Consider the following 18,274-nt stretch of genomic DNA (forward strand, 5'->3'; position numbering starts at 1 on the left):
CATCTACTTCAGCGCATAGCCGGCCGCGACGCCGGCGAACACCGTGAAGCCGAGCCAGTGGTTCAGGCGGAAGGCCTTGAAGCAGCCGTCGCGGGTGCGACCGCGAATCAGCTGCCAGTGCCAGACGGCCTGCGCCACGGCGATGCCGATGGCTGCGAAAAACACGGCCCCGAGGCCGCGGCCGGCCCAGGCCCAGACCGCCAGAAATACGCCGTAGCTCGCCATCACGGCCGCCACGTCGAATTGGCCGAAGGTGATGGCCGAGGTCTTCATGCCGATCTTGAGGTCGTCGTCACGGTCGACCATTGCGTATTCGGTGTCGTAGGCCAGCACCCAGAACAGGTTGCCGGCCAGCAGCCAGGCAGCGAACACCGGAACCGTGGATTGCACCGCCGCAAAAGCCATCGGGATGCCGAAGCTGAAGGCGATGCCGAGCACCGCCTGGGGAACCGACACGAAGCGCTTGGCGAACGGATAGACCAGCGTGATGGCCAGCGCCGCGAACGACCAAAGAATGGTGAGCCGATTGGTCGTGAGCACCAGAGCGAAGGCCGCGAGCGCCAGCACCGCACCGAGCAGCAGCGCTTCCCTGACCGAAACCGCGCCGCTCGTCACCGGCCGCTCCGCGGTCCGCTTCACGTGGCGGTCGAAGTCGCGGTCGGCCACGTCGTTGACGCAGCAGCCCGCGCTGCGCATGAGGATGGTGCCCAGCACGAACACCGTCAGCAGATGCCAGCCCGGCCAGCCCTCGGCCGCAAACCAGAGCGCCCCCAGCGTGGGCCAGAGCAGCAGCAGCCAGCCCGCGGGGCGGTTCCAGCGAATCAGGTCGAGATAGAGCGCAAAACGGCGGGCAAGCATGCGGCAGGCAAAAAAAGAGCGGCCATTGTGCCGCTCTCGGTGCCGGGGCTCGGAGGCCCCGGGCGCTTTTTCAGTCTTCGAGCAGCGAACGCAGCATCCATGCGGTCTGGTCGTGCACCGTGCAGCGCGCGGTCAGCATGTCGGCCGTCGGGTCGTCACCGGCCTCCTCGGCCACGGGAATGAATTCGCGCGCGATGCGCGACACGGTCTCGTGGCCCTTGACCAGGATGCGCACCATCTCCATCGCCTTGGGCGGGGTCTGCGGCACGTCCGGCACGGTGGCGATCTTGCTGAACTCGGCGTAAGAGCCCGGCGCGTAGTGGCCCAGCGCGCGAATGCGCTCCGCGAGCACGTCGGTAGCGCCCCAGAGTTCGGTGTACTGGCCCATGAACATCGCATGCAGCGAGTTGAAGTGCGGCCCCGTCACGTTCCAGTGAAAGTTGTGGGTCGTGAGGTAGAGCGTGTAGGTGTCGGCCAGCACGCGGCTCAGGCCTTCGGCAATGGCGGCGCGGTCCTGGCGCTCGATGCCGATGTTGATGATGGGCGCGTTGCGGCTGCCGGACTCCTGCGCCACCAGAGCGCCGCCCTTCTTGGGCACCTTGCCCGACGACGTTTTCTTCAATGCTTTTGCCATGGCGTGAAACTCTTTCTTCAACTATTGACGGACACCTTGATTCTGAAAGCCGACCCGCGGCTTCGCAACAGCGTCACTCTATCCCGGCGATGAACGAAATCGAACGGTCGCCGCGTAGGCCGAGTTCGCAATTCTTCTATGACAGCCGCTTGACGCCCGGCAGCTCGCACGCATAGATAGCGTTGCGCAACGCGGCAATCGCTTCATAGCGCGTGAAGGTGCGGCGCCAGGCCAGCACCACGCGCCGCGTGGGCGGATCGCGGTCCTGCGCGTCGCGCACCGGCAGGTAACGCACCATCTGCTCGGGCTCCTTGCGCCCCTTCACCTTGAGCTTGAGCGCTTCGGCAGGCACCGACAGGCGCGGCACCAGCGTCACGCCCATGCCCGAGGCCACCATGTGCTTGATGGTTTCGAGCGACGAGCCCTCGAAGCTCTTGCGAATGCCCTCGGCATTGCTCGAGAAGCGCGCGAACTCGGGACACACCTCCAGCACATGGTCGCGAAAGCAATGGCCGGTGCCGAGCAACAGCATGGTTTCGTTCTGCAGCTCTTCTGAAGTGATGGATTCGCGGTCCGCGAACTTGTGCTTGGTGGGCAGCGCCGCCATGAAGGGCTCGTCGTAGAGCGGCGCCATCGCCAGGCCCGTGTCGGGAAAAGGCTCGGCCATGATCGCGCAGTCGATCTCGCCGGCACGCAGCATCTCGAGCAGCTTGGCGGTGAAATTTTCTTGCAGCACCAGCGGCATCTGCGGCGTGCGCGCAATCACCTGGCGCACGAGGTCGGGCAGCAGGTACGGGCCGATGGTGTAGATCACGCCAAGGTTCAGCGGGCCGGCCAACGGGTCCTTCCCGCGCTTGGCAATTTCCTTGATGCTGGCGGCCTGGTCGAGCACGCTCTGCGCCTGCTGCACGATCTGCTCGCCGAGCGGCGTGACGGTCACTTCGCCGGCGCTGCGCTCGAAGAGCTTGACCTCGAGCTCGTCCTCGAGCTTCTTGATGGCCACGGAGAGAGTCGGTTGGGAGACGTAGCAGGCCTCGGCCGCCTTGCCGAAGTGCCGTTCGCGGGCGACTGCGACGATGTATTTGAGTTCGGTGAGAGTCATAGCTTGCGTCAATTATGCGCAAGCCTCCGTGACCGGGCATTGTCTGGGGTCGGCCTACGCCTTCAGGTACTCGGCCTTGGTGCCGAGCCAGCGATCGATGTGGCGCTGGGCCAGGTCGGGGTGCTTCTCGAGCATGCGCGGCGCCAGCTCGCGCGCCCAGTCGAGCAGCATCACGTCGGTGGCCAGGTCGGCAAAGCGCAGCAGCGGCGCGCCCGACTGGCGTGCGCCCAAAAATTCGCCCGGCCCACGGATCTCGAGGTCGCGCCGCGCAATCTCGAAGCCGTCGCTGGTTTCGGCCATGGCCTTGAGCCGCGCGCGTGCGGCTTCGCCCACGCGGCCGCTGTCGCCGGGCGCATAGAGCAGCACGCAGGCCGAGGCCGCGGCACCGCGCCCCACGCGGCCGCGCAGCTGGTGCAGTTGCGAGAGGCCGAAGCGCTCGGCATGCTCGATCACCATCAGCGAGGCGTTGGGCACGTCCACGCCCACCTCGATCACGGTGGTGCTCACCAGCACCTGGATTTCGTTGGCGGTGAAGGCCGCCATCACCGCCTGCTTCTCGGCCGTGGGCATGCGCGAGTGCAGCAGCCCGACGTTGACCGCCGAGCCCAATGAACCCGCGAGCTCGTCGCGCGTTTCGGTGGCGTTGCGCAGATCGACGGCCTCGCTCTCCTCGATGAGCGGACAGACCCAGTAGACCTGCCGCCCCTGCCCGAGCTGTGCCTGGATGCGCGCGATCACCTCGTCGCGCCGGTGGTCGGCCACCAGCTTGGTGACGATGGGCGTGCGGCCCGGCGGCAGCTCGTCGAGCGTGGAAACATCCAGGTCGGCGTAGTAGCTCATCGCCAGCGTGCGCGGGATCGGCGTGGCGCTCATCATCAACAGGTGCGGCTCGAGATGGCCCACGGCCTTGCCGCGCAGCGCCAGCCGCTGCGCCACGCCGAAGCGGTGCTGCTCGTCGATGATGGCGAGCGCCAGGTTCTTGAAGCGCACCTTTTCAGAAATGACGGCGTGGGTGCCGATGACCAGCGCGGCCTCGCCGCTCTCGACCGCGGCCGACATCGCGTCGCGCTCCTTCTTCTTCTGGCTCCCCGTGAGCCAGGCCACCCGCAGGCCGCGCTCGGCCAGCAGCGGATCGAGCCAGCCGACCAGCTTGCCGAAGTGCTGGGCCGCAAGAATCTCGGTGGGCGCCATCAACGCGCACTGAAAGCCCGCGTCGATGCAGCGCGCCGCCGCGAGCGCCGCCACCACGGTCTTGCCCGAGCCCACGTCGCCCTGCAGCAGGCGGTGCATCGGAATCTCGCGGCCCAGGTCGCGCGTGATCTCTTCACCCACGCGCTGCTGCGCGCCCGTGAGGCCGAAGGGCAGCACCGCGAGCAACTGCGCATGCAGCGAGGCCGGCCGGGGCTCGGGCGAAGCGGGCAGCATCGGCGCGCGCTGCGCCGCACGCTCCAGCCGCGCCTGCAGCTGCGACAGCTGCTGCGCCAGCAGCTCCTCCGCCTTGATGCGCTGCCACGCCGGATGGCTGTGGTCTTCGAGCGTCGCCATCGCCACGTCGGGCGTGGGGTAGTGCAGAAAGGTCAACGCACTGCGCAGGTCCCATGCGCCGCGCAGTCCGATCTGCACGGGAATCGTCTCGTCGAGCACCGCGCGCGCCAGCCCCGAGCGCACCTCGCGCCGGAGCACCGGCTGCGGCAGGCCGGCCACGGTGGAGTACACGGGCGTCAGCGCTTCGGGCAGCGCAGTACCGGCCGCCTTGACCGTCGGATGCATCATCTGCCGCCCGACGAAACCGCCACGCACCTCGCCGCGCACGCGCACCCGCGCGCCGACCGCGAGCTGCTTTTGCTGCGAGGGATAGAAATTGAAGAAGCGCAGCTGGCAGGTGTCGCTGCCGTCGTCGATGGTGGCGAGCAACTGGCGGCGCGGTCGGTACACCACCTCGCACTCGGTCACCACGCCCTCGACCTGCGCCATGTCGCCGTCGCGCGTGTCGGCCAGCCGCACGATGCGCGTCTCGTCCTCGTAGCGCATCGGAAGGTAGAGCGCAAAGTCGATGTCGCGCACGAGCCCGAGCTTGCGCAGCGCGCGCTGCACGAGGCTCAGCCCGGCGCCGGGCGCGGCTGGGGCGACGGTGGGCGGGTTTGCGGTCTTTTGGGGGCGCACTGACTTCGCGGAAGCGGGCATGGGACAATTCTGCCCGGCTCCAGCCTTGTTCTTCTTCCTTTCCATGCCTCCTTGGCACGGGCCCGTCCGGCCCTCAAGCACCATGCGCGCCTTCACGCTCTCCGATTTCGATTTCGCCCTGCCGCCCGAACTGGTGGCGCAACACCCGGCCCCCGAACGCACGTCCTCCCGCCTCCTCGACGGCACAGGCAGCGCCCCGGTCGACCGCATCTTCAAGAACCTGCCTTCGCTGTTGCGCGCAGGCGACCTGCTGGTCTTCAACGACACGCGCGTCGTCAAGGCGCGTCTCTTCGGCGAGAAGCCGACCGGCGGCAAGCTCGAACTGCTGGTCGAGCGCGTGCTGCAGGGTCATGAAGTGGTGGCCCACATGAAGGTCAGCAAGAAGCCGCCGGTGGGCACCACGCTGCAGATGGTGGGCGGCTTCCGCGCGACGCTCCTGGGGCGTTGGCCCGAGGAAGACGGCGCGCTGTTCCGCTTCGGCTTCGAGAGCGACGCGGGCGAAGACCCCTACGCGCTGATGGCCCGCTGCGGCCACGTGCCGCTGCCGCCCTACATCACCCACACCGATTCGGCCGACGACGAGTGCCGCTACCAGACTGTGTTCGCGCGCGTGCCCGGCGCCGTGGCCGCACCGACGGCCGCATTGCATTTCGACGAAGCGCTGCTGGACGAACTCGAAACCCGCGGCGTGCAGCGCGCCAACGTCACCTTGCATGTGGGCGCCGGCACCTTCCAGCCGGTGAAGACCGAGAACATCGCAGAACACACGATGCACGCCGAGCGCTACGAAGTGCCCGCGGCCACGCAGCGCGCGATCGCCGAGTGCAAGGCACGCGGCGGCCGCGTCGTCGCGGTCGGCACCACCACCGTGCGCACGCTCGAATCGTGGGCCAAGAGCGGCGAGGCCACGGGCGACACGCGCATCTTCATCACGCCGGGCTTTGCGTTCGAGCACGTCGACCTGCTGGTGACCAACTTTCATTTGCCGAAGAGCACGCTGATGATGCTGGTCTCGGCCTTCGCGGGCTACGAGCGCGTGATGTCGCTGTACGCCCACGCCATTGCCCACCGATACCGCTTCTTCAGCTACGGCGACGCCATGCTGCTGGCACGACAACGACAAGATTGAAGACAACGACCATGCTGAACTTCGAACTCCTCAAAGCCGACACCGACAGCCACGCGCGCCGCGGCACGCTCACGCTCAACCACGGCGTGGTGCAGACGCCGATCTTCATGCCCGTGGGCACCTACGGCACCGTCAAGGGCGTGATGCCGCGCAGCCTGGAAGAGATGGGCGCGCAGATCATCCTGGGCAACACCTTTCACCTCTGGATGCGCCCCGGCCTGGACGTGATGGCGAGCTTTGGCGGGCTGCACCAGTTCGAGAAATGGAACAAGCCGATCCTCACCGACTCGGGCGGCTTCCAGGTCTGGTCGCTGGGCGCCATGCGCAAGATCAGCGAGGAAGGCGTGAAGTTCGCCTCGCCCGTCAACGGCGACAAGCTGTTTCTCACGCCCGAGGTCTCGATGCAGATCCAGACCATCCTGAACAGCGACATCGTGATGCAGTTCGACGAGTGCACGCCCTACGACACCAAGGGCCACATCACCACCGAGGCCGAGGCGCGCATCTCGATGGAGCTGAGCCTGCGCTGGGCCAAGCGCTGCCAGCACGAATTCGCGCGGCTCGAGAACCCGAACGCGCTGTTCGGCATCGTGCAGGGCGGCATGTTCGAGAACCTGCGCGAGGAGTCGCTCGCCGCACTGGTGGAGATGGACTTTCCGGGCTACGCCATCGGTGGCGTGAGCGTGGGCGAGCCCAAGGAAGAGATGCTGCACATCATGGGCCACACGCCGCACCGGCTGCCGGCCCACAAGCCGCGCTACCTGATGGGTGTGGGCACGCCCGAAGACCTGGTGCAGGGCGTGGCCGACGGCGTCGACATGTTCGACTGCGTGATGCCCACGCGCAATGCGCGCAACGGCACGCTGTTCACGCGCTTCGGCGACCTGAAGATGCGCAACGCGCGCCACAAGAACGATCCGCAGCCCATCGACCCGAGCTGCACCTGCCACGCCTGCGCGGGCACCTCGGGCGTCTCGTGGAACGACGGTGGGCGCGAAGGCTTCAGCCGTGCCTACTTGCACCACCTGGACCGCTGCGCCGAGATGCTGGGCCCGATGCTCACCACCATCCACAACCTGCACTACTACCTGAATCTCATGCGCGAAATCCGCGAAGCCCTCGAGGCGGACAGCTTCACGGCATTCAGGGCCCGCTTCAAGGCCGACCGCGCGCGCGGCGTGTAGCCGCCGCGCATCGGCGCACCGTTTCCGTTTACTTCGCGGCTGCCGGCGCCTTGACCGCCAGCGGCGTGGTGTAAGGCTCGATGCGCAGCAGCTCGTTCTTGAAGACCGCCACCTGCCGCAGCGGGGCCTGCACCAAGGCGCCGCCGGCGTCCTTCTGCGATGCGTATTGCCAGAGCGTGAGATGCCCCTTGGCTGCCAGCAATTCGGCCAGGCGCTGCACGGCGGGGCCCGAGCCCGTGCCGAGTTGCGCGGCCTCCACGCCGACGACGATCTCGTCGCGTGGCGAAACCAGTTTGAAGAGTTGAACGGACGCGGGCGTTTGTGCCCGGACGGGCTGCACGGCAGCGGCCAGCGGAAGAATCGCCAGGGCGGCGAGGCCGGTCATTGCACGGCGACGGTAAAGGGTGTTCATGGGCCGCAAGCGTAGCCACGCAAGTGCCCGTTGCCCACATGCCGGAAGCCATACGCCACGTACGCCAGAGGTATGCAGGAGTACACCGGGTGCGCGCCGATTCGTTCATCCGCTACGCTCAACGGCATGACCACCGCTTCCTCCTCACCACCCACTGCCTACACCGCCAGCTATCCCTCGCTGGCCGGCCGCACCGTGTTCATTTCAGGCGGTGCCACCGGCATCGGCGAAGGGCTGGTGCGGGCGTTCCACGCCCAGGGCGCGAAGGTCGGCTTCTGCGATCTCGACGCTGCCGCGGGCCAAGCGCTCGCGTCCAGATTGCAAGGCAGCAACCCGGCGCTGTTTTGCGAGTGCGACGTGACCGACACCCCCGCGCTCATCGCCGCCATTGCCGCGGTTCGCGCGCAGTTCGGTCCCATCGGCGTGCTGCTGAACAACGCGGCCAACGACCGGCGCCACGACATGGCCGACGTGACCAGCGAAGACTTCGATCGCCTGGTGGCGGTCAACTTCAAGCACCAGTTCTTCGCCGCGCAGGCCGTGGCGGACGACATGCGCGCGCTGCGCGGCGGATCGATCATCAACTTCGGCTCGATCAGCTGGATGATCAAGGGCCGGGGCTACCCGGTCTACCAGGCCTGCAAGGCCGCCGCGCGCGGCCTCACGCGTTCGCTGGCGCGCGACCTGGGCAAAGAGAACATCCGCGTCAATTCGATCGTGCCGGGCTGGGTCATGACCGAGCGGCAGATCAAGCTGTGGGTCAAGCCGGAGTCGGGCGCCGAGATCGATGCGGCCCAGTGCCTGCCGGGCCGCGTGATGGCCGAGGACATTGCCGCCATGGCGCTCTTCCTTGCCGCCGACGATTCGAAGATGTGCACCGCGCAAGACTTCGTGGTGGATGCCGGCTGGACCTGAGCCTCTCGCGCCCTCTCCCCAAAAGCAAGAAGCCCGGCATGCCGGGCTTCTTGCGTCGAGGGGGGCGGACGATCAATCGCGCAGTTCGGCCGGAACCTTGCCGCCGTTGGCCGCCAGCTTGGTCATGACCTGGCGATGCAGCCAGATGTTCATCTTGGCGCTGTCGCTCGTATCCGCGCCGTAGCTGAGTTCGGCGGCCAGCTGCTTGCGCGCGTCGAGGCTGCTGTCCAGCCCGAGCAGCTTCATCAGGTCGACGATGGAGGTGCGCCAGTTCAGGCTGCTCGCGCCGGGCATGCCGTCGAGCAGGGCCTCGACGTCCACCACCGTGATGGCGGGCGGCGGTGCCGCCGCGGCCGGAGCGCCCGCGGGGGCGGGTTCCGGAGCAGCCGCAGGTGCGTTGGCGGCGTTTGCGGACGGGAAGATCTTGGAAAGAATGCTGCCGAAAATGCTCATGCGTGTGCTCCATCAATGTTGAAAACTGAAAACCCGCGGCCACGTCGGTGTCGCAGCCGGACGTTGTAGCACGGTGGTGCGGCGCTTCCGCTACACGGCGGGCTGAGCCGGTGCGCCGGGTGTGAACGAATCCACAGACCCTGCAGCCGATGCGAGCGGCACCCGCGGCGCAGCGGAGGTGCCGCAGGCATGGCAGAACTTCGAGAACGCGCCCTTGCGGGTTTCACACTGGCCGCAATGGTCGAACAGGCCGATGCCGCAATGCGGGCAGAAGTCGATCTCGTTGTTCTTCAGGTCCACTGGCCGCTCGCAGCCGGGGCAAACGTTCTTGCCGAGCCGCGTGAGCGCGGTGTCGTAGCTGAGCTCTTCGCGCCGCACCTGGTCGGGCTGCTGCTCGGCCAGCTTCTGGCGCGCAAGGTAGCGGTTCAGCGCGACGATGGCGTAGCGTCCCACGAGCACTGTGACCAGGATGCCCACCACGTAGCGCACGTAGCCGCCGTAACTCGGCATGTAGGGCACCAGCTCGACGAAGAAAGCGAACAGCGCAAAGAAGATGAAGCCCCAGACAAAGGGCCAGTAGGTGCCCTTGCGCTTCTTCACGAACAACCAGCCCGCCACCGCCAGCAGGGGCAGCGTGAGCGCAAGCCTGTAGCCGAACACGCGCAGTTCGACGCGGCGGTACTCGGCGTCCAGCTTGTCCTGAGCGGTGCGCTCCAGCACCGCCAGCGATTCGCGGGCGCGCTGCTCGCCCTGCCGCGCATCGATCACGATCTGATGCTGCGCGTCCACCTTGCGCTGCACGGCGTCTTCCTTGTTCTTGAGCGCGTCGAGCGCCTTGGTGCGCGCGATGAGCTCCGGGTCCTGGTCGGGCTGCGCGGTGGCGCGTCGGGTGGCAATCCAGTTGCCGAAGGTCTCGCGTGCGTTGGCGCTCGCCTGGTGCGCGGCACTGAGCTGCAGGCTGATCTGCTCGAGCTCCCGCGACGCGGCCAGTTCGGTCTTTTCCGCCGCCTTGATCGTCTCGCGCAGCGGCGCGGCCGCGGCACGGTCGATGAAGTCGTCGAGTTCGAGCGCTCGCTCGACCCGCGGCAGATCGCCAACGACGGTGCCGCCGAGCCCGATCAGGAAGCTTGCGAACACCAAGGCCACCAGCCACAGGCCGCGGCGAAACCACTTTTCGGACAGACGCAATGACTTGCTCATTTCTTTTCTTTCTCGTTTTCCTTGCGAAGCGCGAACGCCCCGTTGCAACCTACAGCTTGAACGCCACCGGCGCCGCACCCAGTCCCGCGCGCGGCAGCCATGCGAACACCGAATCGACCGTGACCGTTTCGATGCGGTCCGAAAACCGCTTGTCGTTCGGGTGATCGTCGAACGCCACGTTGGCCGAGCCTACTCGGCCGCCCAGGCGCGTGAGTGGGCCGAGCCGCAGTGTCGTCGGTTCGTAGCCCTTGAACTGCATCCACGCCTGCGCCTGCCCGCGATTGGCGATGGTGGCGGGCTCCATGGCTGCGGCCAGCGTCTCGACGGCCCACTGGTTCGACTGCTGGTATTTCTGGCCCCAGACGTAGCTCACGATGCTGTAGGGCGCAATGTTCAGCCGCACGATGCGCGACGGCGATTCGTGCAACGCGGCCAGCAGCTGCGTTTGCACCTGCGGCGTGGGCACCGCCCAGGCCGCTTCGTAGCGCCACAGATCGTCGAGGAAAAACTCGCCGAGCCCCTGCCGGTACACCGCGGCCTCGGACGTGCCGCACTGGTTGAGCTTGTGCACCACGCGCCACGGACCCTGTTCGGTCTTGTAGGCGATGCCAAGGTGCGAATAGCGCAGGCCGTACTTGCCGAGGTCCTGCCCGGCCCGCGCCAGCAGCACGACCCGGGCGCCGCTCGCATCCAGCTGCTGCGACGTGCGCTCGGCCAGCTGCATGCCCTTGACGATCAGCTCGGCAGTCGGCTTGGCCTGTTCGCAGGAGCGGCCGGCCTGTGCCTGCAGCGGCATGGCGATCGCGAGCGCAAGCAGCAGCGATGAAACAAGCGCGCGCTTCATGACAGCCTCTCGTTGTGCAGCAGCGCGCGGCCGATGGCGTTGGGCACGAAGGCCAGCACCTCGCCCGCGGCCGACAGCACCACGCCGCTGCCGATCACGCTGACCAGCACGCCCGTGCCGACCGCCGCGGACACGCCGTTGGCGGCGCGCGCCATCACCTTGACGCTGGCGCGGGCGCCGTCCGAAGCCCGTTCCAGCAGGTAGACGGTGCCATCGGCCGAAGCCTCGACCGCAATCACCGTCAGCATCGAGCCGCCCACCGACAGCGCAGCAGGCACCGCGACCACCGCCGTGGCCGAAGCGCCCACGGCTGAAGCGGCACCCACGACCGACGCCACGGGGAGCAGCGAGAGTGCGGCCGAAGCCTCGGAACCCCGGGCTTGGGCCTGGGCATGAAGAGGGAGCGTGGCGCCTGCGAATGCGGTGCAAGCGGCGATCAGAAGAGAAGCAATCGACTTATTCATGACGGTCTTTCGTTGGTTGATGTGCGGGTCGAGATGAAGCAAGGAGAAGCAGAAGCGGCACTCATTCGGCCGAGGCCGAAGAAGCAGCGCTTTCCTGGCGGGCGGCGCGGCGGCCTTGCAGGCGCGCTTCGACCAGGTCGGCTTCGTGGCGGTCGCGCAGCGTCTTGGCCAGCGTGAAGGCCGAGCTGATCAGGAACAGCCAGCTCACGCCCAGGAAGGCCTTGTAGGCGTCGTTGATCTCCATGCGGACGAGGCCCCAGCCGGTCAGGCCCATGGCGGTGAAGAAGCTGCCCCAGACCACCAGGCGCCACATCGGCACGTCGCGGCCTGCGGCGCCGCCGGCGTCCGCGTGCTGGTTGTCTCGAATGAACTTGGCCAGCATGAAGGCGGTGCTGAGGCAGAACACGTAGCCCATCACCATGAACGCACGGTCCAGCGCCTCGCCCGGCAGCCAGCTCAAGCCGGTGGCGCACAGGAACACGGCAATCGCGAAAGAAGCCCAGACCTGCAGCTGCCAGGCCCGCGTGTCGCGCTGGATCGAAACGGTGGTGGAAGGGAAGGGTTGCATGAAAGCCTCGCGGCGTAGTGAAGGTGAGCGAATGATGGTTCGCTCCCGCACCGCGAGGATCAAATGCTTCAACCAGTTCTGGTTTGAGCCGCTGCAGGTATCTTGGAAAGATACTTTTTTGATGCCGGGCGTGCCGGCAAGGCCGGGCCTAGGTGGCCAGCAAGCCACTCACGCGCTGCTGCAGCGTCTCGGGCCGCACGTCGGCTGGCGGCACCGCGTGGCCGACATGGAGCCCCACGCGGCTGTAGAAGCCGCGGCGGAAGGGCTTGGCCATGGCCACGTTCTGGCCGCCGCGCAGCTCGATGCGGCTGAAGTAGGAGCCCCAGAGGTTGGTCAGCGCCATCGGAACGACCGGCGGCTCGATGCCCTCGGCGCGCGCGGCTTCGATGATCTTCATCACGCCGCCCTTGAAGGGTTGCAGCGTGCCGTCGCGCGTGATGGCGCCTTCGGGAAAGATCGCCAGCAGGTCGCCTTCGCGCAGCACCTGCAGCGCCCTGGCAAAGGCGGCTTCGTAGGCGGCGGGGTCTTCCTTCTGCGGCGCGATGGGAATGGCCTTGGCCAGCTTGAACAGCCACCCGAGCACCGGCACCTTGAAGATCCGGTGGTCCATGATGAAGCGGATCGGGCGCGGGCTCGCCGCCATCAGCAGGATCGCGTCGATGAAGCTCACGTGGTTGCACACCAGCACCGCCGCGCCTTCGGTCGGAATGTGCTGGTCGCCCTTGATCTCGAAGCGGTAGACGAAGTGCGACAGCAGCCACGCGATGAAGCGCAGCAGATACTCCGGCACCAGCATGAAGATGTAGAACGCCACCAGCGCGTTGGCGATGCCGGTGAAAAGGAAGATCTGCGGAATCGTGAAGCCGGCGCCGAGCAGCGCGCCCGCGATGACCGAGCTGCCGATCATGAACAGCGCATTGAGGATGTTGTTGGCCGCGATGATGCGCGCGCGGTGCGTGGGCTGGCTGCGCAGCTGGATCAGCGCGTACATCGGCACGCTGTACAGGCCCGCGAAGAGCGACAGCAGCGCCAGGTCGGCCATCACGCGCCAGTGCGCGGCCTGGCTCACGAAGGTGCCGAGCCCCATGACCGCCGAGGCGGCAAGAGCACCCGCCGCCGCGGGTGCGGGCGGCAGACCGCGCGACGCAAAGTAAAGGTCGATGGCAAACACGCTCATGCCGATGGCGCCCAGCGGCACGAGGCCGATTTCCACCTGCCGGCGGCTCAGCGTCTCGCACAGCAGCGAGCCGATGCCGATGCCCACGGAGAACACCACCAGCAGCAGCGAAGCGACCTGCTCGTCGCCATGCAGCACTTCTTTCGCGAAGCTGGGGAACTGGCTCAGGAACACCGCGCCGAAGAACCACATCCACGAAATGCCCAGCAGCGACCGGAACACCACGATGTTGCCGTGCGCGAGCTTGAGGTTGCGCCAGGTCTCGCTGAACGGGTTCCAGTTGATCACCAGCCCCGGATCGGTCGCGGGCGCCGGTGGAATGGCCTGCGCCACGCCGCGCCCGACCAGCGCCAGCAGCAGGCAGGCCACGGCCACCGTGGTGTGGCCGACCTGCGGCAAGGCCACCAGCAGCCCGCCAGCCACCTGGCCGAGCAGGATGGCGACGAAGGTGCCCATCTCGACCATGCCGTTGCCGCCCGTGAGCTCGCGCGCATCGAGCACCTGCGGCAGGTAGGCAAACTTGACCGGCCCGAACAGCGTGGAATGCAGGCCCATGAGGAACACGCAGCCCAGCAGCACCACCGCATCGGCCCTGACGAAGCCCCAGGCCGCGAGCAGCATGATCGCGATCTCGAGGTTCTTCACGAAGCGGATCATCTTCGTCTTGTCGAACTTGTCGGTGAGCTGCCCGGCCGTGGCGGAAAACAGCAGGAACGGCAGGATGAACAACGCGCCGATGGCCAGGCCCGCCATGGCCGGCGGCATCCAGGTCAGCTGGAGCTGGTAGGTCACCATCACGGTGAAGGCGAACTTGAAGAGATTGTCGTTCGCCGCCCCCGCGAACTGCGTCCAGAAGAAGGGCGCGAAGCGCCGCTGCCCGAGAAGCGCGAACTGGTTGGCGTGCGCGTTCGCTTCGTGAGGCGCGGTAACGGCAGCAGCAGCGGCGGGGTTCGTCATTCGAAGCATCTCCTCTTGTTATCTACACACGGTCTCCGCTTCTTCGTCGTGGAACACCGAGGATCCGGCTCCGCCGGTCCTCTGGTGTTGCCCCCGGCAGGGGGTTGGCGTAGCGACACGAAGTGCGTGAAGACTGGGGGCGAGCCAATGTCACGCCGTTAGAACGGCTGCGTCCGGATTGTGCCGCAGCAGGGCCCTGCGCCAGCTCACGTCGAGCTTCCTGAGCGCCGCAAGCACAGGCAGGCCGGCCAGCGATGCGGCCAGGTGCTTGAGGCTGTGGCCGGAGATCAGCTGCCCGGTCATCTCGTAGATCGGCTCGTCCGCCAGCTCGAAGCCCTTGGCCAGCACATAGAAGAAGATCACCCAGCCGAGCTTGAGTCCGACCGCGCCGCGCATCGGCGTGGCCAGGGCCAGCGTCAGCACCACGGCCATGCCGCCAAACTGCACGATCGCCCAGGGCAGGACATTGCCGCTCTCATGGAACACCTCGGCCGCCAGCAGGCCGCCCGCCAGCACGAACCAGGCCGCCGGCCAACCGGCGCGCTGGCTCACGCGCTCGCAGACCGCGATGCCGATCAGGCCCGCAAAGGCCACGGCCATGCCGGCGCGGTCGGCCGCGAGCCGGGACGCGTCGGGCATCAGGTGAAAGAAGGCCGAGCCCGCGGCGGTGGCGATCAGCCCCGCGAAGAAAAGCCAGGCGCAGTCGAGCGTGTTGTCCGGCGGATCATTGGCCGGCGGTGCCAGCGGGAATTCGGCCAGCGCCTGCTGATGGGCACGGTCGATCCGGTGGAGCCGGTACAGGCCCCAGCAGCCGACGAGCGCAAAGGGCAGGTTGCTGAGCACGTCCATCGCGTTGGGCAGGCCGTACCAGGCGCGGCTGTCGGCAAACACCGAGGCGATCGCCACGTCGGCGGCCGGCAGCGCGGGCCCGAAGAGGGCCGCCAACGCGAGCAGCGCAAAGGTGAAAAGCAATCCGCGTTCGCGGCGGCTGAGGGTGGTCGGGAGCATGGCGGTCCTCGTGGGTTGGGTACGAGTCGCGGAATTTAGTTGCCAGCCTCTCTACAGGCATCGAGAATCGATACGAGGCATTAATTCACACCTTTCGGTATCTTCTTTTAGTACCCCTTTGCCAGCAAGCTACTTTTCATGAGCACCACCGTCGACCTCGTCCAAGCCCTCAAGAACGAACTCAAGAGCGCCCGCATGACTTACGCCGACCTGGCGCGGTCGCTCGACATGGCCGAATCCAGCGTGAAACGCATGCTGGCCAAGAGCGACATGCCGCTGTCGCGCGTCGACGCGATCTGCCGCGCCCTCAAGATCGACTTTGCCGAGCTGGCGCGCCGCGTGGCCGACGCCCAGCCGCTCCTGAAGGAGCTCACCCAGGAGCAGGAAAAAGCGGTGGTCAAGGACAAGAAGCTCCTGCTGGTGGCGATCAGCGTGCTGAGCCAGTGGACGCTGGAGCAGATCGTGTCCTCGTACCGGATCAGCGAGGCGGAATGCATCGGCTTTCTGGCGCAACTCGACCGCATCGGCATCATCGAGCTGCGCCCGCTCAACCGCTACCGGCTGAAGCTGGCCAAGACCTTCCGCTGGCGGCCGCACGGCCCGGTGATGGAGTTCTTTCGCGAGAACGTGGTGCTCGACTACTACCGCGGTGGTTTCGATGGCCCGGCCGAAGGGCTGCTGCTGGTGCACGGCTCGATCAGCCGGTCGCTGGCGCCGGCGTTCCTGGAGCGGCTGCAGCGCGTGGCGCAAGACTTTGCGCAGCAGCACCAGACGGACCAGAAGCTCTCGGCCAAGGACCGCGAGGGCTACACGCTGCTGCTGGGCATGCGGAACTGGGAATTCGAAGCCTTCACGCGCCTGCGTCGCGGCTGACCCTCAGGGCTTGCTTCAGGGCTTGGCGGCTTCCAGCGCGTCGCGCGTGGTGCGTGCGGCGTTCTTCGCGGCGGCGGCGAAGTCGTCGCCGGACGAGGCATAGATGATGGCGCGCGACGAGTTCACGATGATCGGCGCATCGGCGCGCCAGCCGGCACGCACCGTGGCCACCGCATCGCCGCCCTGGGCGCCGACACCCGGAATCAGTAGCGGCACCGTGGGCGCGAGTTCGCGCACGCGTTCGATCTCCGCCGGGTAGGTGGCGCCCACCACGAGGCCGAGCTGGCCGTTGAGGTTCCAAGGCCCCTGCGCCAGCTTGGCGACGTGCTCGTAGAGGAAAGGCTGGCCCTCGATGTCCGCGAGGCGCTGTCCCTGCAGGTCGGAGCCGCCGGGGTTGCTGGTGCGGCAGAGCAAAAAGGCGCCCTTGCCTTCATGCTTGAGGTAGGGCGCCACCGAATCGAAGCCCATGAAGGGCGACAGCGTCACCGCGTCGGCGCCATAGCGCTCGAAGGCCTCGATGGCGTACTGCTCGGCCGTGGAGCCGATGTCGCCGCGCTTGGCGTCCAGGATCACGGGCACGTGAGGCGCATTGCGGCGCATGTGCTCCATCAGTTGTTCGAGCTGGGCTTCGGCGCGGTGGGCCGCGAAATAGGCGATCTGCGGCTTGAAGGCGATGACCAGGTCGGCCGTGGCGTCGACGATGCGCGCGCAGAAGTCATAGATGCGGCCCGCGTCGCCCTTGAGCTGCCCCGGGAACTTGGCTGGCTCCGGATCGAGCCCCACGCAGAGCAACGAACCGTTTTTTTGCTGTGCAGTGGCCAGCTTGTCGAGGAAAGTCATGGGGCCTGATTTTAAGGACCCCGGCCGCCGGCCCTTAATTCGACGGCGATTGCTGTTCAGCGGCCAGGCACAAGTCGGCCCAGGCGCGCGCCTTGTCGGCGGGGTTTCGCAACAGGTACGCGGGGTGGTAGGTGGCCACCACCGATACGCCCTGGATCGATGCCAGCGGCACGGCACGGCCGCGCAGCTTGCCGAGCGGATCGGCGCTTTGCATCAGCCCTTGCGCGGCCAGCGGCCCCATGGCGAGCACCAGCCTCGGTGCCAGCGCGGCGGCCTGTTCCTCGAAGGCCTCGGCCATGGGACGCGGGCTGCCGGACTGGCCGGCGGCCACGCCGCGGTGCGTGCGCATCAGGTGCACCGGCGTCTTGCCGTCGTGCAGCTTGAGGGCGCGCAGCATGTTGTCGAGCAGCTTGCCGGCGTCGCCCGCAAAGGGCTCGCCGTGGCGGCCTTCGGCCTCGGGCGGCATGTCGGCCACGACGAGCCAGCCGCCCTGGGCCGGCCCCGCTCCGGCCTCGGCGTAAAGGCGGCGGGGTGCCTCGACCAGCACCGCGGCGCCATGGGCGATCGGCGCGGCCGCGGGGCGGGCCGCCGGGGCCGTTGCCGCAGCGGGCCTTGCGGCCGGGGCGGGCGCCTCGGCGACGAAGCGTTCGCGCGTTTCTTCTTCAACCGGCGGCGGCTCCGCGGCAACCGCTTTCGTTTCCACGGCGACCCTTGGCGCTTCGGCCACTTCGGGCATCGGCCACCAGACCTTCACGCCCATTTCGTCGAGCATCGCGCGCTGGCGCGCATCGAGTTTCAATGTCTGTATCGCGCTCATCGCAAAGCTCCCCAGGCGGAGCCTGTTTCATTCAGTCGCAGGCTCATGACCACGGCGTCTTCGCGCTTGCTGTCATGGGCCGGGTAGTAGCCCTTGCGCACGCCGACACTGCGGAAACCCTGGCGCACGTAGACGTCGAGCGCACGCTGGTTGCTCTGGCGCACTTCGAGCCAGAGCCATAGCGCGCCTTCGCCGCGCGACCATCCGGTCAGCGCCTCGAGCATCAGCGGCGCCCACCCCTGGCGCTGGAAAACCGGCGCCACCGTGAAGTTGAGCAGATGCACCTCGTCCACGCCTTTCATGGCGACGAAGTAGCCGATCAGCGTTTCGCCGAGGCTGGTCACCGGCGTGGCCAGGTCGGGCACGGAGACCGGCGCGAGCAGGCATTGGCAGTGGTAGCCGACCGCCATCGAGTCGATGAAGTTGGCCCGCGTCCACGGATGGCTGTAGGCCGTCTGCTCGACCGCGCAGACGGCATCGAGCCGCTCGACGGTGAGCGGTTCGAGGCGGGCTTCGACGGGCTGAAGAACGGCGCTCATTCGATTACCTCCGTGCTTCGCACTGCGATGCGAGCTTGCTTGGGGCGGCCCGGCGCGGCGCTCATTCGATTACCTCCGTGCTTCGCACTGCGATGCGAGCTTGCTTGGGGCGGCCC

At 67.4% G+C, this 18,274-nt stretch carries 19 protein-coding genes; 4 read left to right on the forward strand and 15 right to left on the reverse strand.

What is annotated here, in order from left to right; genetic code table 11:
- Positions 1-3: 3 nt before the first annotated feature.
- The 4 genes from ubiA to recG form a co-directional block, all read right to left on the reverse strand.
- On the reverse strand, positions 4-858 hold the full coding sequence (gene ubiA, locus ACJ7Z0_RS14845; protein ID WP_434790428.1) for a 4-hydroxybenzoate octaprenyltransferase: 855 nt from the start codon (positions 856-858) through the stop codon (positions 4-6).
- Positions 859-928: 70 nt separating this feature from the next.
- Entirely contained in the window at positions 929-1,492 is a 564-nt protein-coding gene (locus ACJ7Z0_RS14850) for a Dps family protein (RefSeq protein ID WP_431126637.1), read from the reverse strand.
- A gap of 136 nt (positions 1,493-1,628) precedes the next feature.
- The gene (locus ACJ7Z0_RS14855) at positions 1,629-2,594 is read right to left on the reverse strand and encodes a LysR substrate-binding domain-containing protein (protein WP_431126635.1); all 966 of its coding nucleotides are present in this window, start codon (positions 2,592-2,594) and stop codon (positions 1,629-1,631) included.
- A gap of 54 nt (positions 2,595-2,648) precedes the next feature.
- Entirely contained in the window at positions 2,649-4,778 is a 2,130-nt protein-coding gene (recG, locus tag ACJ7Z0_RS14860; RefSeq protein ID WP_434790429.1) for an ATP-dependent DNA helicase RecG, read from the reverse strand.
- 82 nt (positions 4,779-4,860) lie between these two features.
- Here recG and queA point away from each other — a divergent pair, with 82 nt between their 5' ends.
- Both queA and tgt read left to right on the forward strand, forming a co-directional pair.
- Positions 4,861-5,907 (forward strand): tRNA preQ1(34) S-adenosylmethionine ribosyltransferase-isomerase QueA, encoded by a 1,047-nt coding sequence (gene queA / locus ACJ7Z0_RS14865; RefSeq protein WP_434790430.1) that lies wholly within the window; start codon positions 4,861-4,863, stop codon positions 5,905-5,907.
- An 11-nt stretch (positions 5,908-5,918) separates the two neighbouring features.
- Positions 5,919-7,091 carry a tRNA guanosine(34) transglycosylase Tgt gene (tgt, locus tag ACJ7Z0_RS14870; protein ID WP_434790431.1) on the forward strand — a complete coding sequence of 391 codons (1,173 nt, stop codon included), beginning with the start codon at positions 5,919-5,921 and terminating at the stop codon, positions 7,089-7,091.
- A gap of 28 nt (positions 7,092-7,119) precedes the next feature.
- Here tgt and ACJ7Z0_RS14875 read toward each other — a convergent pair whose 3' ends face one another.
- Positions 7,120-7,476: a hypothetical protein gene (locus tag ACJ7Z0_RS14875; RefSeq protein WP_434790432.1), complete on the reverse strand. Its 357-nt coding sequence runs from the start codon at positions 7,474-7,476 to the stop codon at positions 7,120-7,122.
- 153 nt (positions 7,477-7,629) lie between these two features.
- Here ACJ7Z0_RS14875 and ACJ7Z0_RS14880 point away from each other — a divergent pair, with 153 nt between their 5' ends.
- Positions 7,630-8,418 carry an SDR family NAD(P)-dependent oxidoreductase gene (locus tag ACJ7Z0_RS14880; RefSeq protein ID WP_434790433.1) on the forward strand — a complete coding sequence of 263 codons (789 nt, stop codon included), beginning with the start codon at positions 7,630-7,632 and terminating at the stop codon, positions 8,416-8,418.
- 72 nt (positions 8,419-8,490) lie between these two features.
- On the opposite strand, the gene ACJ7Z0_RS14885 is transcribed toward ACJ7Z0_RS14880, so the two are convergent.
- The 7 genes from ACJ7Z0_RS14885 to ACJ7Z0_RS14915 form a co-directional block, all read right to left on the reverse strand.
- Positions 8,491-8,871 (reverse strand): DUF3597 domain-containing protein, encoded by a 381-nt coding sequence (locus ACJ7Z0_RS14885; RefSeq protein WP_431126616.1) that lies wholly within the window; start codon positions 8,869-8,871, stop codon positions 8,491-8,493.
- Positions 8,872-8,961: 90 nt separating this feature from the next.
- The gene (locus tag ACJ7Z0_RS14890) at positions 8,962-10,071 is read right to left on the reverse strand and encodes a serine endopeptidase (protein ID WP_434790434.1); all 1,110 of its coding nucleotides are present in this window, start codon (positions 10,069-10,071) and stop codon (positions 8,962-8,964) included.
- Positions 10,072-10,120: 49 nt separating this feature from the next.
- On the reverse strand, positions 10,121-10,915 hold the full coding sequence (locus ACJ7Z0_RS14895) for a DUF2145 domain-containing protein (RefSeq protein WP_434790435.1): 795 nt from the start codon (positions 10,913-10,915) through the stop codon (positions 10,121-10,123).
- Positions 10,912-11,379 (reverse strand): hypothetical protein, encoded by a 468-nt coding sequence (locus ACJ7Z0_RS14900; protein WP_434790436.1) that lies wholly within the window; start codon positions 11,377-11,379, stop codon positions 10,912-10,914. Before ACJ7Z0_RS14900 ends, ACJ7Z0_RS14895 begins: the two co-directional genes overlap by 4 nt.
- A 61-nt stretch (positions 11,380-11,440) precedes the next feature.
- The gene (locus tag ACJ7Z0_RS14905) at positions 11,441-11,947 is read right to left on the reverse strand and encodes a YiaA/YiaB family inner membrane protein (protein ID WP_434790437.1); all 507 of its coding nucleotides are present in this window, start codon (positions 11,945-11,947) and stop codon (positions 11,441-11,443) included.
- A 148-nt stretch (positions 11,948-12,095) separates the two neighbouring features.
- On the reverse strand, positions 12,096-14,081 hold the full coding sequence (locus tag ACJ7Z0_RS14910) for an MFS transporter (RefSeq protein WP_434790438.1): 1,986 nt from the start codon (positions 14,079-14,081) through the stop codon (positions 12,096-12,098).
- Positions 14,082-14,231: 150 nt separating this feature from the next.
- A complete protein-coding gene (locus ACJ7Z0_RS14915) occupies positions 14,232-15,089 on the reverse strand; it encodes a hypothetical protein (RefSeq protein ID WP_434790439.1) in 858 nt (285 codons plus the stop codon).
- A gap of 138 nt (positions 15,090-15,227) precedes the next feature.
- On the opposite strand from ACJ7Z0_RS14915, the gene ACJ7Z0_RS14920 reads away from it, so the two are divergent.
- Complete coding sequence (locus ACJ7Z0_RS14920) at positions 15,228-15,962, forward strand: helix-turn-helix domain-containing protein (protein ID WP_431126603.1); 735 nt, start codon at positions 15,228-15,230, stop codon at positions 15,960-15,962.
- A gap of 15 nt (positions 15,963-15,977) precedes the next feature.
- Here the strand turns inward: ACJ7Z0_RS14920 and pyrF are convergent, their stop codons facing one another.
- The 3 genes from pyrF to rimI are packed head-to-tail and all read right to left on the reverse strand — an operon-like array spanning position 15,978 to position 18,158.
- Positions 15,978-16,802 carry an orotidine-5'-phosphate decarboxylase gene (gene pyrF / locus ACJ7Z0_RS14925; protein ID WP_434790440.1) on the reverse strand — a complete coding sequence of 275 codons (825 nt, stop codon included), beginning with the start codon at positions 16,800-16,802 and terminating at the stop codon, positions 15,978-15,980.
- 34 nt (positions 16,803-16,836) lie between these two features.
- A complete protein-coding gene (locus tag ACJ7Z0_RS14930; RefSeq protein WP_434790441.1) occupies positions 16,837-17,619 on the reverse strand; it encodes a uracil-DNA glycosylase family protein in 783 nt (260 codons plus the stop codon).
- Entirely contained in the window at positions 17,616-18,158 is a 543-nt protein-coding gene (gene rimI / locus ACJ7Z0_RS14935; protein WP_431126597.1) for a ribosomal protein S18-alanine N-acetyltransferase, read from the reverse strand. The genes ACJ7Z0_RS14930 and rimI overlap by 4 nt, the downstream gene beginning before the upstream one ends.
- Positions 18,159-18,274 lie beyond the last annotated feature (116 nt).

The sequence above is a fragment of the Variovorax palleresanus genome (genome assembly GCF_051144945.1).
In the GTDB taxonomy this organism is placed as follows: Bacteria; Pseudomonadota; Gammaproteobacteria; order Burkholderiales; family Burkholderiaceae_C; genus Variovorax; species Variovorax paradoxus_S.

Bases quoted from the DNA above. Each gene is read 5' to 3' on its own strand.
- recG (WP_434790429.1), bottom strand. From the start codon at position 4,778: ATGCCCGCTTCCGCGAAGTCAGTGCGCCCCCAAAAGACCGCAAACCCG.
- ACJ7Z0_RS14880 (WP_434790433.1), top strand. From the start codon at position 7,630: ATGACCACCGCTTCCTCCTCACCACCCACTGCCTACACCGCCAGCTAT.
- ACJ7Z0_RS14900 (WP_434790436.1), bottom strand. From the start codon at position 11,379: ATGAATAAGTCGATTGCTTCTCTTCTGATCGCCGCTTGCACCGCATTC.
- ACJ7Z0_RS14915 (WP_434790439.1), bottom strand. From the start codon at position 15,089: ATGCTCCCGACCACCCTCAGCCGCCGCGAACGCGGATTGCTTTTCACC.
- rimI (WP_431126597.1), bottom strand. From the start codon at position 18,158: ATGAGCGCCGTTCTTCAGCCCGTCGAAGCCCGCCTCGAACCGCTCACC.
- ACJ7Z0_RS14885 (WP_431126616.1), bottom strand. From the start codon at position 8,871: ATGAGCATTTTCGGCAGCATTCTTTCCAAGATCTTCCCGTCCGCAAAC.
- queA (WP_434790430.1), top strand. From the start codon at position 4,861: ATGCGCGCCTTCACGCTCTCCGATTTCGATTTCGCCCTGCCGCCCGAA.
- ACJ7Z0_RS14895 (WP_434790435.1), bottom strand. From the start codon at position 10,915: ATGAAGCGCGCGCTTGTTTCATCGCTGCTGCTTGCGCTCGCGATCGCC.
- ACJ7Z0_RS14910 (WP_434790438.1), bottom strand. From the start codon at position 14,081: ATGACGAACCCCGCCGCTGCTGCTGCCGTTACCGCGCCTCACGAAGCG.
- ACJ7Z0_RS14850 (WP_431126637.1), bottom strand. From the start codon at position 1,492: ATGGCAAAAGCATTGAAGAAAACGTCGTCGGGCAAGGTGCCCAAGAAG.
- ACJ7Z0_RS14875 (WP_434790432.1), bottom strand. From the start codon at position 7,476: ATGACCGGCCTCGCCGCCCTGGCGATTCTTCCGCTGGCCGCTGCCGTG.
- ubiA (WP_434790428.1), bottom strand. From the start codon at position 858: ATGCTTGCCCGCCGTTTTGCGCTCTATCTCGACCTGATTCGCTGGAAC.
- ACJ7Z0_RS14930 (WP_434790441.1), bottom strand. From the start codon at position 17,619: ATGAGCGCGATACAGACATTGAAACTCGATGCGCGCCAGCGCGCGATG.
- ACJ7Z0_RS14920 (WP_431126603.1), top strand. From the start codon at position 15,228: ATGAGCACCACCGTCGACCTCGTCCAAGCCCTCAAGAACGAACTCAAG.
- tgt (WP_434790431.1), top strand. From the start codon at position 5,919: ATGCTGAACTTCGAACTCCTCAAAGCCGACACCGACAGCCACGCGCGC.
- ACJ7Z0_RS14905 (WP_434790437.1), bottom strand. From the start codon at position 11,947: ATGCAACCCTTCCCTTCCACCACCGTTTCGATCCAGCGCGACACGCGG.
- pyrF (WP_434790440.1), bottom strand. From the start codon at position 16,802: ATGACTTTCCTCGACAAGCTGGCCACTGCACAGCAAAAAAACGGTTCG.
- ACJ7Z0_RS14890 (WP_434790434.1), bottom strand. From the start codon at position 10,071: ATGAGCAAGTCATTGCGTCTGTCCGAAAAGTGGTTTCGCCGCGGCCTG.
- ACJ7Z0_RS14855 (WP_431126635.1), bottom strand. From the start codon at position 2,594: ATGACTCTCACCGAACTCAAATACATCGTCGCAGTCGCCCGCGAACGG.